General features: G+C 65.1%; 15 protein-coding genes. 5 read left to right on the top strand and 10 right to left on the bottom strand.

The genetic code is table 11. The features are described 5' to 3' along the window. Window positions 1–138 precede the first annotated feature (138 nt). The 4 genes from P9236_RS04935 to P9236_RS04950 form a co-directional block, all read right to left on the bottom strand. Window positions 139–936: an amino acid racemase gene (locus P9236_RS04935; protein ID WP_278073465.1), complete on the bottom strand. Its 798-nt coding sequence runs from the start codon at window positions 934–936 to the stop codon at window positions 139–141. Continuing rightward, complete coding sequence (locus P9236_RS04940; RefSeq protein WP_278073466.1) at window positions 933–2,297, bottom strand: cation:dicarboxylase symporter family transporter; 1,365 nt, start codon at window positions 2,295–2,297, stop codon at window positions 933–935. Before P9236_RS04940 ends, P9236_RS04935 begins: the two co-directional genes overlap by 4 nt. A 2-nt stretch (window positions 2,298–2,299) precedes the next feature. Then, the gene (locus P9236_RS04945; protein WP_278073467.1) at window positions 2,300–3,142 is read right to left on the bottom strand and encodes a transporter substrate-binding domain-containing protein; all 843 of its coding nucleotides are present in this window, start codon (window positions 3,140–3,142) and stop codon (window positions 2,300–2,302) included. Between the two features lie 191 nt (window positions 3,143–3,333). Continuing rightward, window positions 3,334–4,023: an SDR family NAD(P)-dependent oxidoreductase gene (locus tag P9236_RS04950; protein WP_278073468.1), complete on the bottom strand. Its 690-nt coding sequence runs from the start codon at window positions 4,021–4,023 to the stop codon at window positions 3,334–3,336. Window positions 4,024–4,234: 211 nt separating this feature from the next. Here P9236_RS04950 and P9236_RS04955 point away from each other — a divergent pair, with 211 nt between their 5' ends. Continuing rightward, a complete protein-coding gene (locus P9236_RS04955; RefSeq protein ID WP_278073469.1) occupies window positions 4,235–5,350 on the top strand; it encodes an anhydro-N-acetylmuramic acid kinase in 1,116 nt (371 codons plus the stop codon). Here P9236_RS04955 and P9236_RS04960 read toward each other — a convergent pair whose 3' ends face one another. Both P9236_RS04960 and P9236_RS04965 read right to left on the bottom strand, forming a co-directional pair. Continuing rightward, on the bottom strand, window positions 5,351–5,776 hold the full coding sequence (locus P9236_RS04960) for a GNAT family N-acetyltransferase (RefSeq protein ID WP_278073470.1): 426 nt from the start codon (window positions 5,774–5,776) through the stop codon (window positions 5,351–5,353). Window positions 5,777–5,834: 58 nt separating this feature from the next. Then, on the bottom strand, window positions 5,835–7,022 hold the full coding sequence (locus P9236_RS04965; RefSeq protein WP_278073471.1) for an MFS transporter: 1,188 nt from the start codon (window positions 7,020–7,022) through the stop codon (window positions 5,835–5,837). A gap of 48 nt (window positions 7,023–7,070) precedes the next feature. On the opposite strand from P9236_RS04965, the gene P9236_RS04970 reads away from it, so the two are divergent. Then, entirely contained in the window at window positions 7,071–7,610 is a 540-nt protein-coding gene (locus P9236_RS04970; RefSeq protein ID WP_278073472.1) for an Lrp/AsnC family transcriptional regulator, read from the top strand. Window positions 7,611–7,671: 61 nt separating this feature from the next. On the opposite strand, the gene P9236_RS04975 is transcribed toward P9236_RS04970, so the two are convergent. The 3 genes from P9236_RS04975 to P9236_RS04985 form a co-directional block, all read right to left on the bottom strand. Continuing rightward, window positions 7,672–7,986, bottom strand: a complete 315-nt coding sequence (locus P9236_RS04975) for an EthD family reductase (protein ID WP_278073473.1) — start codon at window positions 7,984–7,986, stop codon at window positions 7,672–7,674. A gap of 136 nt (window positions 7,987–8,122) precedes the next feature. After that, complete coding sequence (locus P9236_RS04980) at window positions 8,123–9,409, bottom strand: D-tagatose-bisphosphate aldolase, class II, non-catalytic subunit (RefSeq protein WP_278073474.1); 1,287 nt, start codon at window positions 9,407–9,409, stop codon at window positions 8,123–8,125. Continuing rightward, complete coding sequence (locus tag P9236_RS04985) at window positions 9,406–10,353, bottom strand: sugar kinase (protein ID WP_278073475.1); 948 nt, start codon at window positions 10,351–10,353, stop codon at window positions 9,406–9,408. The genes P9236_RS04980 and P9236_RS04985 overlap by 4 nt, the downstream gene beginning before the upstream one ends. Before the next feature lie 226 nt (window positions 10,354–10,579). Between P9236_RS04985 and P9236_RS04990 the strand changes: the two genes are divergently transcribed. Next, complete coding sequence (locus P9236_RS04990) at window positions 10,580–11,602, top strand: LacI family DNA-binding transcriptional regulator (RefSeq protein ID WP_278073476.1); 1,023 nt, start codon at window positions 10,580–10,582, stop codon at window positions 11,600–11,602. A 49-nt stretch (window positions 11,603–11,651) separates the two neighbouring features. Here the strand turns inward: P9236_RS04990 and P9236_RS04995 are convergent, their stop codons facing one another. Beyond that, window positions 11,652–12,800, bottom strand: a complete 1,149-nt coding sequence (locus tag P9236_RS04995) for a Gfo/Idh/MocA family oxidoreductase (protein WP_278073477.1) — start codon at window positions 12,798–12,800, stop codon at window positions 11,652–11,654. 192 nt (window positions 12,801–12,992) lie between these two features. On the opposite strand from P9236_RS04995, the gene P9236_RS05000 reads away from it, so the two are divergent. Beyond that, window positions 12,993–13,793: a class I fructose-bisphosphate aldolase gene (locus P9236_RS05000; protein WP_278073478.1), complete on the top strand. Its 801-nt coding sequence runs from the start codon at window positions 12,993–12,995 to the stop codon at window positions 13,791–13,793. A 3-nt stretch (window positions 13,794–13,796) separates the two neighbouring features. Then, window positions 13,797–14,747, top strand: coding sequence for a PfkB family carbohydrate kinase (locus P9236_RS05005; protein ID WP_278073479.1), 951 nt, complete (start codon window positions 13,797–13,799; stop codon window positions 14,745–14,747). Window positions 14,748–14,806: the final 59 nt, after the last annotated feature.

Raw genomic sequence — 14,806 nt, forward strand, 5'->3', positions numbered from 1 at the left:
GCTGCCCGGCTGGGCAAAGAAGCGCTTTTCCTATCAAACGGGAGGCGGAAAATATTCTCTCAAAGATTTTATGACTTGGAGAACGCTGACCGCCGCCGGCAGATATTCGACGCGGCGCAAGATCGGAACGGCGGGCGTTTATGAAGCTCGCTGTGCGGCGGGCCAGGGCAATCGGTCATGCCCAGGCAGCCGCGACACGGTCGGCAGGCCTCGCGCTTCCTGCGCGCCAAAGCCCAATCGTGTCAGGCAGGCTCGCGCCAAGGCCGCATTGCTGTCGATGACGATCAGTCCGTTCGTGTCGCTAAGGCTGGCGGCCACCACCGACAGTTCGGTGCAACCGAGCAGGGCGGCATCGGCGCCGGCCAATTGCGCGAGATGAAGCGCGCGCTCGGTCTCAATCGCCGCATCCACGATCGAGCCGGCCTTGACGAGGGCGATCGCGTTGTCGACGCGTTCCTGAAACTCCTTGCTCGCGGGAAGGCAGAGGTCGAACCCCGCCGCCGCTATCCTGTTTTGGTAGAAGCCGGAGACGAGCGTGCCTCGGGTTGCGAGGTTCGCAACCCGCCCGTGGCCCAGGCTGCGACGGATTTCCGTCACCACGGCGTCGCCGATATGGATGATCTCCGCGCGCGAGTTCGCCGCCAGTTGATCGTACCAATGATGCGCGGTGTTGCACGGCATCGCGATGCAGGCGACGCCCAGCGCATCGAGCGTCGAGACCGCGGCTTGCAGCGGCGCCAGCGGCCCGTCATGGTTGCCGAGGATCGCTTCGGTCCTGTCCGGCATCTGCGGCACGCTGAGGATGACGGCCGGCACATGTTCGTTGTCGCGAAGGGCGTCGGTCATCCGGGTGAGCTTGAAGTAGAAGTCGGCCGACGCAAGCGGCCCGAGACCGCCTATGACGCCGAGCTGAGGGCGGATGCTGTCGTCGATCATCGCGCGGGCTCGGCTTCGGGCACTTCCTGGACGAGTTCGGCAGGCTGCGGCGCCTCCCTGTGACTGGGCGCGATCATGGCCGTGCTCGCCGCGACGGTGCTGACACTGGACAGCGTCATGAACGTGTCGACGGCCGCATCGACCGCGACGAACAGGGCGAAGGCCGCCTCGAAAGGAAGCTTCAGGTAGCCGCAGACGATGGACATCTGCGACAAGATGAGCAGGCTGCCCATGCCGCCGGTCGTGAGCGCGAGAAGCGCCGAAACGATGCCGACGAGCAGGAGGTCGGGCACGCCAAGCGGATGGCCGTAGAGCTGGGCGATGAACAGGGTGCCCGAGGTGTAGAGAAGCGCAGGGCCGGTCCGCAGCAAGGCCGCCTGCAGCGGCACGAGCAGCTCGACCACCACCAGGCTGAACCTCAGCCGCTCGCTCAACAGGTTGATGACCCACGGAAGCGAGGCGACCGTGGAGCGCGTGGTGATCGCTACCATAAGCAACGGCTGAAGGGTCTTGATCGTGGTCCAGTAGCTGCGTCGCGACCGGATGGCGATAATTGCAAATGCGACGACCAGGAATGTGAGACAGGAAAGGCCCATCACCAGCAAATAACCGCCCATCAGTGTGAGCGGCCTGGTTCCTGTCGAGGCGGTCTGGTCGGCGATCAGGATGAAGGTTGCGAAGGGCAACCCCCAGACGAACCAGTTGGTCAGCACCGTGCAGGCCCGGTAGACGGCGTTGAGCGCCTGCGACAGGCTCATCGACGAGGGCTGGGGGATCTTGCCCATCGCCAACCCGAACAGCAGGCAGAACAGCAGGACCTGGATGGTCTGGCCCGAGGCCAGCGCGTTGAAGACGTTGTTCGGCACCAGGTCGAGCAGGATCGAATGCTCGCCGTTTGCGCCATCGATCAATGGCGGCGGCTGGAACGGGAATGCGAGATCGGTGGACACGCTGCCCTGGGAATTGATGAACTCGCCGAGCTCGATGCGCGACTGCGGGTTCTCGATCTGGCCAGGCTGGAGGGCCAGCGAATATGTGCCGCTGACCAGCACGGCCAGGAACGAGACGACCAGCACGGCCATGCCCACCTTGCCGAGGTAGCGGACCGATTTCGGGTCCTGGACCATCGCCGTGATGGAGAAGATGACCGACGACACCAGGTAAGGCAGGACGACCATCTTGAGGAAATTCAGATAGACCTGCGCGACGGGGCTGATGGCGTGCGAAAACCCGGGATAGTAAAGACCGCACAGGATGCCCGCCGCGATCATCGCCAGCGTCGTCACAGGCGAGCGCAATATGCGCTTTGCCGCCAGGCGCCAGTCGAAAGGCACGGGTTCGGCTACGTCGGCGACGGTCATCGTCAGGCTTTGCTCCCCAAGCGATAGCGCGCGATGATCTCGTCGGTGTTGAGGACCTGCTGGCCCCGGGCGAGATCGAGATAAAGGTCGACAAAGGCCGCGAGATGCGGATTGTCCGGCCGGACGCCGACCGCAATGGTGTCGACCTTGTCCGTCAGCGTGATCGAACGCGCCACGACCGTCATCGACGGATCGTCGACCATCAGCTTCTTGATCTCGAAATCATCGCGATAGGCCATGTCGATCGTGCCGTTCCGGATCGCATCGACGACCGTATTCCAGCCAGCGAAGCGACGGATCTGCGCATGCGGGAAGGTCGCCGCCGCATAGGTGGCGAATGACGAACCCTCGATCACCCCGAGATCGCCGGAGAAATCGCGGATGATCTGTTCCGGCGGCTTGCCCTGTGTAATGCGCGCCAGGTTGAGGCGATTGGCGAGCAGCCCCTGATGCAGCATGGCATAGGGTCGCGAATAGAGGATCGAACGGCCGCGCTGAAGAGTGCGGCTGAGTTTGCCGATCGCTATGTCCGTCTGACCCGACATCAGCTGTTTCACCATGCCGTCGAACGTTACGGCGGATCGGTCGAACACCGGCTCGACGCCAAGCTCCGCGGCTATGCCGCGGGCCAGCTCCATGTCTATCCCCTTGTCTCCCGCCCCATCGGCCGGGAAGAATGGATCGGAAGCAAACGCCGGCATGGCGATGCGCAGTTTGTTGTCGCCCGTGATTGGCTGCGGAGCGTTCTCCGCCTGCTGCGCTGGGCTGTTTGGCGTCGCCCGCGCTCGCGCGATCAGCAAACCGCCGCCTCCGGCTGTAAGCAGCGTGCGACGTGTAAGCGACATGCGCACTTCTCTATTCGTTTAGGGATTCAAGTAACAAATCCGACCAACTCGCAGTATGCACGCCGAGGTTAAACAAAGGTATCTTTTAAAGCTTTAAATATTACTAGTGGCCAGAGCAACGAACATACGCCATGGCTAATATGATATGGACGCCGCAAGGGCCGTGTAACGTCAGCGATTGGCGCGGATTGTCAGAACGTCTCAACCCATGGCCTGAGCTCGACCTCGAAGCTCCAGGCGCTGCGATGCTGGCGATGGACCGCGAGGTATGTCTCGGCGATCGCGTCGGGCGAGAGGCGACGATCAGGACGGTCGGGCTCGGGCGCCTGTTCGGGCGGTTCGATCTGGCCATCGATGATGAAATGCGCGACGTGGATGTTCTTAGGGGAAAGCTCACGCGCCATCGACTGCGCCAGCCCGCGCAGCCCGAATTTCGGCATGGCGAAACCGGCCGAGCCGGAGAACCCTTTGAGGCTCGCGGTCGCGCCTGTGAACAGGATCGAGCCGGCGCCGCGCGCGACGAGCCGGCGGGCCGCCTGCTGGCCGACGAGGAAGCCGCCATAGGCGCCGACGAGCAGGGCCTGCTTGACCGCCTCGGGATCGAGCTCGGCGATCGGGCCGCGCGTGCGGCCGCTGGCGTTGAAGACGGCAATTTCGAGCGGGCCGGCCTTGTCCGCGGCGTCGAACAGCCGCGCGACGGAGGTGGCATCCGACACATCCGTCTCCACCGCCTGTGCGCCGGTCTCCTGGACCAGTGCGGCCAGCTTGTCGACATTGCGAGCGGCGAGGATGACGCGGTAGCCTTCCTTGCCGAGTAGGCGCGCCAGGGAGGCGCTGAGTCCAGCTCCGGCGCCTGCGATCACTGCGACATTGGGTGCCATGTCGTTCCTCCTTGCGATGACGTTCGGCCGATACCGATGGTCGCACAGGCTCGCGCCTTCCGCGGCAAGAGGCAAGAACGGCGTTGCTCCATTTTCACCGTTCGGCGCAAAAGCGGTGAAGGGATGCGAGGCTTCGCCGACTACGGTGAAGGACTTGCCTGCCGAACCGATCCGTCCGACACGTGGTTCAACGACGATTCGAGGAGCGACCATGGAACCAATCTGGGCCGTCGGCCTGATGACCGGCACGGTGCTTGACGGCAACATCGACGTGGCGCTGATCAAGACCGACGGCGAGCGCATCGCCGACTTCGGCACCTATACGCTTGCGCCCTACCCGCAATCGATCCGCACGCTGCTGGAAGAGACGCTGCGCCAGGCGCGCGCCTGGAATTTCGAAGGGCCGGAGCCGGCGATCTTCCGCGAGGCCGAGGAAGCGCTGACGCGGGCGCAGTCGGCCGCGGTCAGGGATCTCGTCGAAAGCCAAGGGATGACCATGGCCGACATCGGCGTCGTCGGCTTCCATGGCCAGACGGTACTGCACCGCGCCCCGCAGCCGGGGCGGATCGGTAAGACCCGCCAGCTCGGCGACGGCGAATTGATGGCCTCACTTCTCGGCACCAAGGTCGCCTATGATTTCCGCTCCGCCGACGTAGCGGCAGGCGGGCAAGGCGCGCCTTTGGCCGCCGCCTATCATGCGGCGCTGCTCAAGGAGGCCGACGCCAGCGGCGACACCGCCGTGCTCAATCTCGGCGGCGTCGGCAACATCACCTGGTGGGACGGCAAGGACGCAATCGTCGCCTTCGACACCGGGCCAGCCAATGCGCCGGTCAACGATTTCATCAAGTCGAAAGGTCTCGGCGAGATGGACCGCGACGGCAAGCTGGCGGCCGCGGGCACCGTCGACGAGGCAAGGCTAGAGCGGCTGCTTCAGCATCCCTATCTCATCAAGCCGTACCCGAAATCGCTCGACCGCTTCGACTTCACCGCGGCGATGGCCGACGGACTCGGCGCGGAGGACGGCGCGGCGACGCTGACGGCTTTCACCGTCTCGGCGGTCGGCAAGGCGCTCGATCTCTTGCCGCGCCGTCCCAAGCGGCTCGCGGTCAGCGGCGGCGGCCGGCGCAACCCGACGATGATGGCGATGCTCGGCCCGCGCGCCGGCGTCGAAGTGGTGCAAGCCGAGGCACTCGGCTGGAAGGGCGATGCGGTAGAGGCGGAATGCTTTGCCTTCCTTGCGGTGCGCGTGCTGCGCGGCCTGCCGATCAGCTTTCCGAGCACCACCGGGGTGCCGCAGCCGATGCGCGGCGGGCGGCTTGCGGGCTGATCAAGCCGAAATTTTCTTCTGCAGAAAGATGCGGCTACGGCCAACCGGAAAATCAGCGATCGCGCCGAAGGGACGATAGCCTTGTCGCTCATAGACCTTGGCCGCGGTCGGATTGAAGGTGTCGATCCAGGCGCCGTGGCAACCGCGTGCAATGGCTTCCCGTTCGGCGGCGTCCAGCATACTGGCGGCGATGCGCCGGCCGCGCAGCTTTTCGTCGACCCAGAGCCATTGCACGTAGAGCCAACCCCAGGCGGTGTAGCCCGATATGCCGGCGACGACCGCGCCGGCATCGTCGCGAACGAAAACGGCAAGTGTCTTGCGGCCAGAGGCGCCAACATCGCTATCGTTGAAAGCGGTAAGGCTCTCGCCGACGAAGGCAAGGTCGCGCGGCAGGGGCTCGGCGGTGACTTCAAGGCTCGTCTTCATCGTAGCTCCGGTGCGGTGCGGAGCCAGCCTTAGCGAACGACCGAGCGGCGACGCAAGCCTATTGCGTGGCGCCAGCCGACCGCCATGCCGCGGCCGAAGCGGCCACCAGCATCAGCAAGGCGGCGATCAACGCGCAATTGGCGAAGCCGAGGTCCGTGTAGAGCGGACCGAAGCCGGCGGTGCCCACGGTGACGGCGAGATAGGTGACCGCACTGTTGAGGCCCATGATGGTGCCGCGCCGCGCGGGATCGAGCGCAGTCAGCCGCATCACCAGCACGTTCAGCCCGAAATGGTTGGCAAGCCCCCAGACGGCAATCGTCCCCATCAGGAGACCGAAGCCGCCGCTTGCCAAGGCCATCGCGACATAGACGGCGGCGACCAACAGGTAGGCGAAGGGCATGACGCGGCGCGCGCCGAGGCGGTCGATGACGCCGTCGAGCAATGCGGCCGCGCCGAAGCCGAGGCCGTAGGCGATTGCCGCGAGGCCGTTGGCGCTGACGGGTTCGCCAAGATCCCTGTGCAGATGATCGCCGAGATAGCCGTAGACGCCGTAGAAGGCGGTCATGAAGGCGCCGCAGGCGACCAGCAGCGGCAGGATGCCGGGCACGGCAAGCGCCCCCAGCGGCGACGGCGCCGGACCGCTTTTCCTGACGTCGCGCAGCGAGCTCATCGTCAGGCCGGCGACGGCGGTCCCGGCCATAAGCGCGACAGCGGCGAAGACGGCGCGCCAATGGATGAGATCGGCAAGCACGGCCGACAGCGACACGCCGGCGACCATGGATAGCGTCCAGCCGGTCAGCACGACGCCGATCGTGCCGCTCTCGCGCCCGGGCGGGGCGATCGCCGCGGAGCTGGCATAGATCGCCGGCATGGCGACTCCGGCGGCGATGCCGGCGACAAGCTGGGCCGCGACCAGCGCCGTCACCGCCGGCGCCAGCGCGCTGGCCACCAGCGCCAACGCCAGCAAAAGCAAGGCGCCCTGCAACATGCGGCGCGCGCCGATCCTGTCGATGTAGCGGGCGAGGAAGAGCGCGCTGGCCGAAGTGCCGAGGCCGAAGGCGGCAGCCGCCGTCATCACTGCAGGCACGCTTGCCCCGAACGATGCCGCGACGGCGGGCGCGATCGGCCCGAGAACCAGCGAGTTGGAACCGATGACGGAGATGCACCCGGTGAGCAGATAAGCCGCCGCCGGGATCGGCGCGCGGGGCGCGGCGGTCAGAATTGCTGATTGATCACTGTTCGACATATCTCCATAATGGCCGAATTCAATTCAGCATCAATGGAGAATTTCCATATGGACGCAGAAACAGATGACGTTCAGCGGAACAGGCAGTCTCCCCGCGAGGTCGACCCGATCGACCGAAAAATATTAGGCGTTCTCGTCGAGGACGCGACCATCAGCTATGCCGAGCTCGGCGATCGCGTCGGCCTGTCGCCGCCGGCCGCGCATGAGCGTGTAAAGCGGCTCAGGCGCAGCGGCGCGATCCGCGCCACCTCGGCGATCATCGATCCGAAGGCAGTGAAGAAGCCGCTGCTCGCCTTCGTGCATATCGACACCAGAGGCTGGGGCAAGACGCCGGAGCTGATGGCGATTTCAGAATGTCCGGAAGTGGAGGAGATCCATTCCGTCGCCGGCGACACCTGCATGCTCCTCAAGGTGCGCACCGAGGATACGCGGGCGCTGGAAGGCCTGCTGTCACGGATCTACGAGACGCCGGGCGTGGTCTCGACGCGCAGCTACGTGGTGCTGTCGACCTATCTCGAACGGCCGGTGCAACCGGACATCACGGCGGAATGGCCGACGCCGCGGCACATGGCAACACCCGTGTATTAGGCTGCATCGAGACGATCGGCCGTCATTTGACCGCTCGCCTGCCGAGACGAACAGGGCAGGCTCAGACTTCCCTATTGTCGAAAAGGAACATTTGAACGCCCGAGTCGTCAGGCGCGTAAACCCGGCGATCCACCCCGGCAGCTTTGCCCTCCGGGCTTGCGAACGCCTTTTCGAGCGCTGCAAGATCGTCGAAATAGAGCGTCCCGATCCGATGAATGCCAGAGGCTCCCACGGGCGTCACGACGGGGCCGTCGCTGACCTCGTATTTCCTGAGACCCGGAAGCTTTTTGGCGAGAGGCACGTGGATTTCGAAGTAGTGTCGATCAAACGCCTGAACGTCCTTCGGTGTCGGGTAAATAACGACCATAAGGGCCATTGCGGTGCTCCTTTGTTTCGGACACACCAAGGACGACCCGAAGGGCGGAAACGGAACGCGACACAGAAGATTTTTGCAAGCCTGAAGTCGTATGCTTTGCCGGGCGTCGCAACCACAGCCGGTCAACCGCTCGGGCTTACGGATTCGTTGCGCTGCGGTAGAAGTCGAGGACGCGCGTGACGCTGCCGATCAGAAGCTCATGCGCGGTCGGCTTGATCCGGCCCGCGCCGACCTCGGCATCGAGATGGGCGAGATACTGGCTGATCACGGGGCGCGGGATCTCCCGGTCGCCAAGCGCGGCCAGCAGCGCTTCGGTCGCGCGTTGCGCATCGGGCGACGGCCAGTAGTAGCGGATGCGGTCGCTGAAGGAGAAATGCCGCTGCAGGCGCTGCTCGTCGGGCGTGCCCGGATAGTATTTCCGCCAGTTGCCGGGCGAGGCCAGCATCACTCGCTCCATCGCGTCGGGCAGGCTGTCACGGGTTGGATCGGGCACTAACTGGCCGGCAATGTAGCTCAGTCCATAGAGCGCCTCGCGCAGCGCGAAGGTCAGCCAGGGGCCGACCTTGAGGATGGCGAAGCCGTCACGCACGAGCGCGGCCAGTGCTTCGGCCGGCTGATAGTCGGTCGAATGCGCCTCGAAGACGAATTGCGGCATGCTCTCCAGCGACGTCACCAGCTTCGTCGCCTTCCGGGGTTCGTAGGCGATGATGTCGGCGTTGCCGAATTCGACGCCGGGCTGCACGACGACGCCGACGGCGCGGGAAAAGGCGGCGTCGAGGCCGAGGCGGGCGAAGGCCTGACGGTGGACTTCGACGGTGCGCAGCGCATCGGCCGGCTCGGTCACATGCATATGGTCGAGCGCTTCCAGCGCGCCGCCCGGAACCGGCACTTCGGTGCCGATGATGTAGACGGGTTTCTGGCCGCCCGTGCGCGCGACCGCCGCCTCGGCCGCCGCCGCAAGATCGGCCGCGCGCGCGGCGATGGTCTCGTCGGAGAGCACTATGGGATCGTCGGCGCAGGCCATGCTGGCGTCGAGGTGCAGCTTGGTGAAGCCGGCGGCGGCATAGGCGTCGATCATCGCGACAGCCTTCTCCATCGCTTGCGCCGCGGGCATGTGTTTCCACGGGTTGGGGCCGAGATGGTCGCCGCCGAGGATCAGCCGGTCGAGCGGAAAGCCGGCGCTGGCGGCATGCGCCTCGACGAAGCGACGGAAGTCAGCCGGCGTCATGCCGGTATAGCCGCCCTCGTGGTTGACCTGATTGCAGGTCGCCTCGATCAGCACATCCGCGCCGTGCACCGCACCGTGACGGAGCGTCGCTTCGATCACCAGCGGATGCGCCGAACAGATCGAGGCTATGCCGCCCTTCCCGCCTGCCGTGCGCCAAGCGGCGATGCCTGCAAATCTTGTCGTGGCGCCGATCAAGCGCGTGGTCCTGCCTTGGCGATGAAAGCCTCGACATCGGCAAGCCGATGAATGCCTTCCATCGGGCCCTTGCGGGTGACCGCGAGCGCTCCGCAGGCATTGGCGATGCGCAGCGCATCGGCGGGCGCGGCGCCGCGCAGCCAGAACGAAACGAAGGCCGCGCCGAAGCAGTCGCCGGCGCCTGTCGGGTCGACTTCCTCGACGGCAAAGCCGGGCATCACGACCGTGCCCTGCCGGTCGTGATAAGCGGCGCCGTCGGCGCCTTTCTTCAGCACGATGCAGGAGATGCCACGCCCCAGCAATTCGCCGACCGCGCCCTGCTCGTCACCGACTGACGAGAACAGGAACAGCTCGTTGCCGCTGGGCAGGAAGATATCGGTCTGCGCCAGCACTTGGTCGAGCGCCTGGCGCATGCCGGAAGCCTGCATGATTTCGTGACGGATGTTGGGATCGAAGGACACGGTGCCGCCCCTGGCCTTCACGGCCGCGATCGCGCCAAGCGCGACTTCGGTGGCGCGGTCGGAAAACAGCGAGGAGCCCATGACATGGACGTGGTCGGCGCCGGAGAGCAGCCGCATGGCCGCGTTGTCCATCTCCAGCAGGCCGGCGGCGCTGTTGCGGATGTTGAAGACAAAATGCCTGGACGCGTCGGGCCGATAGGTGACGAAGGCGGTGCCGGTGGCATGGCCTTCATGGACTCCGATTGCCGAAACATCGGCGCCGAGCGCACGCAACCGGTCGATGTTCAGTTGGCCGAAATCATCCTCGCCGACGGCGCCGATGAGACCCGCGGGTTGGCCGAGCGCCGCCGCCTGGCCAATGAAGATCGCCGGGGCGCCGGACGGAAAAGGTCCGACCAGCGGTCCGGGTTCGAGAAAACTCTGGCCGATCCGCTCGGCCATGATCTCGACGAGGATCTCGCCGGCTGAGACCAGCTTCTTCATCACGTCCTCCCGGCATTCGCCGTGCACGGCGTAGTCCTTGAAAATTGAATACGGCTTGCACTTTTCTACGTCAATTAATAAATTTACGCATGGAATAATTTCTCTCGACGCGTTGAAACTTGTAGAGCTTGCCGTAAAGTTTCAACTTGCAGTCGCGCTCCGGCGAGCCGTATGTAGCGCCGGGGCGGTGCATGGGGAGCGAGGATTCCATGCCGCGAGGGTTTGGATGCCGATGACGCATAAGACGATGGAGGATTTCGCACGTTCCTGCGGCGTCTCCCGACCGACACTGTCGAAATTTTTCGACGATCCGACCAGCGTCAAGCCGGCAACGCGCAAGCGCATCGAGGACGCGCTGCGCTCCTCCGACTACCAGCCGAATCTCTTCGCCCGCAATCTCAACCGCAAGCGCACCCGCAGTATCGGCATCGTCGTGCCGACGGTGACCGACCCCTTCTATTCCGAGATGGTCAGCCGCATCGAGCTCAGGCTGCGCGACGAGGGCTACTGGCCGATCGTCATTTCCTCGCATGGATCGAGCGAGCTGGAAGCCGAGGCGACGCGGACCATACTGTCGCTGAAGGTTTCCGGCGCACTGGTCGCCCCGCTTGGCCGGCGCTCGGACCCGAAGGCGATCGAGAAGCTGACGCAGGCGATCCCGATCGTCTATTTCGACACCTATCTCGAAGGCGACACGCCCTTTGTCGGCAACAACAACGTGCAGAGCATGTCGACCATCGTCGACTATCTCTGCCGCTCGGGCGACGCTCCGGTTTATTTCGACATCCCCCATGTCAACCACAATTCGCGCGAGCGGGTGGAGAGCTATGTCGATGCGATGAAGCGGCTCGGACAGGAGCCGGTCGTGTTCGGCAACGTCGAAGACTACACGTGGGAGTTTGAGCGGATCGGCTACGAGCAGACGGAAAAGCTGCTCAACAATGGCGGCCTGCCGGGCAAGACCATCCTGTGCGCCAACGACCGCCTCGCCTTCGGCGTGATGGCGGCGGCCTATTCGAAGGGGCTGAAGGTGGGCCGCAAGGCGGATTGCGACCTGCGGGTCGCGGCGCATGACGACCATCCGCTCAGCCGTTACACCTGCCCGGCGCTCACCACCATGGCGCAGGATTTCGCGGCGATGGCCGGCCGCAGCGTCGAGACGCTGCTTGCGCTCCTCGACGAGGACGGCACCGCCGTCGCACCGAAGGTCAAGCTCGATGCGACGCTGGTGATGCGTCAGTCGGCATGAGGCGGCTCCCGCCGCGCCTGCGGATCGAGCTATGCTGTCATGATCGTCCTTATGCGAGCAGGCTCGCCGCCTCGTCCTCGCCGAGAAGCGGCGGCTGGTCGACCGAGCCGATCACCGCGACGGAGTTGCGGCTTTCGCCGGAGGCAAGGATCGCTTCCATGATCTCCAGCACATGCAGCGCAAGCTCGCCGGACGCGCGCGGTCTCCTCTCTTCCGACAGCGCCCGCGCAAGGTCGGCGACGCCGAGCATGCGGTAGTTGGCACGGTCCGGCGCGGCATAGGGCCAGTTGCGCGCGCCATAGAGCTCGCCTTCGCTTTCGAAATCCTTCCAGTCGTCGCCGCGCGCCGACAATGAGACGGTGCCGCCAAACGTGTCGGGGTCGGGCAGCCTGAGCGACCCTTCCGTGCCGTGCAGCTCGATCGGGTGGTTGGAGTGCTTGAAGACGTCCCAGGACGCGCCGAAGGTGACGGTGGCGCCGGAGCGGAATTCGAGCAGCGACAGGATGTTGGTCGGCGTGCCGACCCTGAAGCTGGTGTTCTTGTACGGGCCCTCGGCGGTGATCAGGCGCTCGTCCTGGCCGCGCGTCGCCATCGCCATCACGCGGGTGACCGGGCCGAGCAGGTTGACGAGCATCGTCAGATAATAGGGCCCCATGTCGAAGACCGGACCGCCGCCCGGCTGATAGTAGAATTGCGGATTGGGGTGCCAGTGCTCCATGCCGCGCCCCATCATGAAGGCGGTGCCGGTCACGGCGCGGCCGATCGCGCCCTCGTCCATCAGCCGGCGCGCCCGGCGTCCGGCGGCGCCAAGGAAGGTGTCGGGCGCCGAGCCCAGCAGCAGCCCACGCTTTGCCGCCTCGGCGACCAGCCGGCGGCCCTCGCTGGCGGAGGTCGCGAGAGGCTTTTCGGTGAAGACATGTTTTCCGGCCGAGAGCGCCGAAAATGAGATGTCGAAATGCGCGGACGGAACAGTGAGGTTGAGGACGAGATCGACCTCGGGATCGGCGAACAGTGCATCGACGCCGAGGGCGCGGATGCCGTATTCCTTCGCCCGCAGCACCGCCATGTCGGTGGAAATATCGGCGCATGCGCGCAATTCCACACCGGCAAAAAGGGCCGCGTTGCGCAGATAAGTCATCGAGATGTTACCGCATCCGATAACGCCGATGCCGAGCCTAGCATCTGATTTCGCTTGCATTTTCCTTCCGACCTCCCAATGCGGCAGCGTTTCCGACAGGCTGGCGCGCCGGCGTCGGACCATTTTCGGGATTCGCTATACAGCATTTTAAATATTGACGCGCGTAAAATTTTTATAGAGCATATGAAAATGCTGGTGCGATATCGGAGGCCGCCAGCTTGAGGATTTGGAAATCAAGAGATCGGGGAAATAATGAGCCTAGGAACCAAGGTGCGCCTTGCGCGCCTCTTCGCGCATCCATCGGGGAAGCTTTTTGGCGGCGCGGTCGACCATTTTGTCGGCTATGGCGACGTGCGCAAGGGAGGGCTTGCCGACCTGCCGGGCGCGCTCGCGCGCGTCATGGCGGGCAAGCCCGACTACGTCAGCATCCAGCCTGGCACGGCGCGCCATCTGTGGCCGCAATATGCGGGCAAAGCTTCCCTCGTGATCCAGGCGGGCTGCTTTACTCCGGACGATCGAATCAGCGAGCTGATTGCAACGCCCGAGGATGCGGTGCGCCTGGGGGCCGACGCGTTGGCCGTAGCCATTCCGGTGCGCGGCGCGACCGAGGGCAAGTACATACGCTGGTTGACCGATTCGGTGAATGCGGCGGCCCGCTACGGCATGCCGGTGGTGGCCCACATCTATCCCCGCGATTTCACCGACGGGGTGAAAATCGTCTTCACTCCCGACGAGATCGCCTATGCGGCGCGCATCGGCTACGAGTCCGGCGTCGACGTGATCAAGATAGGCTACACGGGCGATTTCGAGTCTTTCCGAGAGACCGTTCGGACCTGTCCGGTGCCGGTAGTGATCGCGGGCGGTCCGAAGACCGATACGCTGCTCGGCGCGCTTCAGCAGACGGCGGATGCCATCCGTGCCGGCGCGCGCGGCGCCGTGGTGGGTCGTAATCTCTGGGGGCACGGCGATCCTCAGAAGGCAGCGCTTGCCTTTCGGGGCGTCATCCATGACGGGCTTTCGGCGCAAGAAGCGCTTGCGAAGGCAGGCGCCTGAACGATGCCTACCGTGCCCTCAATCCTCGGCTTCGGCGCCATTGCGATCGACGACATCGTCTATGTCGATCAGCCGCTGTCGGCGGGCAAGGGGAAGGTTCTGCAAAGCGCCAGAGCTTTCGGTGGAAATGTCGCGACGGCCCTTGCCGCCGTCGCGCGGCTCGGCGGAAGCGCAGGATTCGTCGGATGGCTGGGCAGTGCCGCGGACGACGCCGTGCTGCGCGATCTCGTTGCGAGCGGGGTCGAAACCGCATTCGCGCCGCGCCACCCCGACGCGCGCCCGGTGCGTTCGCGCATTACCGTCGGCTCGGACGGAGACCGGTTCATCGCGTATGACGATGACGCGATGCTGGGCACCGCGCCGGACTTTCCGGACGAGGTTCTCAGCCGCGCGACCGTGCTGATCGTCGATGGCTACGCGATCCGGTCGATGGATGTCGTGGCTCGAGCCCGCGATCTCGGCCTCGCGATCCTCGGCGATATCGAATGGAGCGCCGGCCCAGCCACCGAGAGGCTGATCGCGCTCTGCGACCATCTCATTCTTCCGCTCGGCTTTGCGCGCACTGCCACGGGCCGCCGATCGCCCGCCGAGATGCTCGATGCATTGTGGTTGCCGTCGCGGTCCGCCGTGGTTCTGACCGATGGCGGCAGAGGCGTCTACTATCGCGGCCACGACGAGCCAGGGCTCTGGCACCTGCCCCCGCATCGGGTCGCCGTCGTCGACTCGACCGGCGCGGGCGACTGCTTTCATGGCGCCTATGCCCACGCATTGGCGCGCGGCGCCGACACCGCAGGCGGGGTCGCATTCGCGGCCGCGGCCGCGGCTCTGTCGATCACGGGGCGCGGCGGGCGCGAAGCGCTGCCGACCGCCGACGAGGTCACGAAACTCCTGGCATCGACGAACGCTCCGTCAGCGGTCGAACTGAAACATGCGCAGGTCGACACTGGAACATAGCTGAAACTGTCCGAGGAAATATTTCGCAGGCGAAAATAGGCCGGGGTAGAGCAATAAAA

The sequence above is a fragment of the Mesorhizobium sp. WSM4884 genome, from assembly GCF_029625675.1.
Taxonomy (GTDB): Bacteria; Pseudomonadota; Alphaproteobacteria; order Rhizobiales; family Rhizobiaceae; genus Mesorhizobium.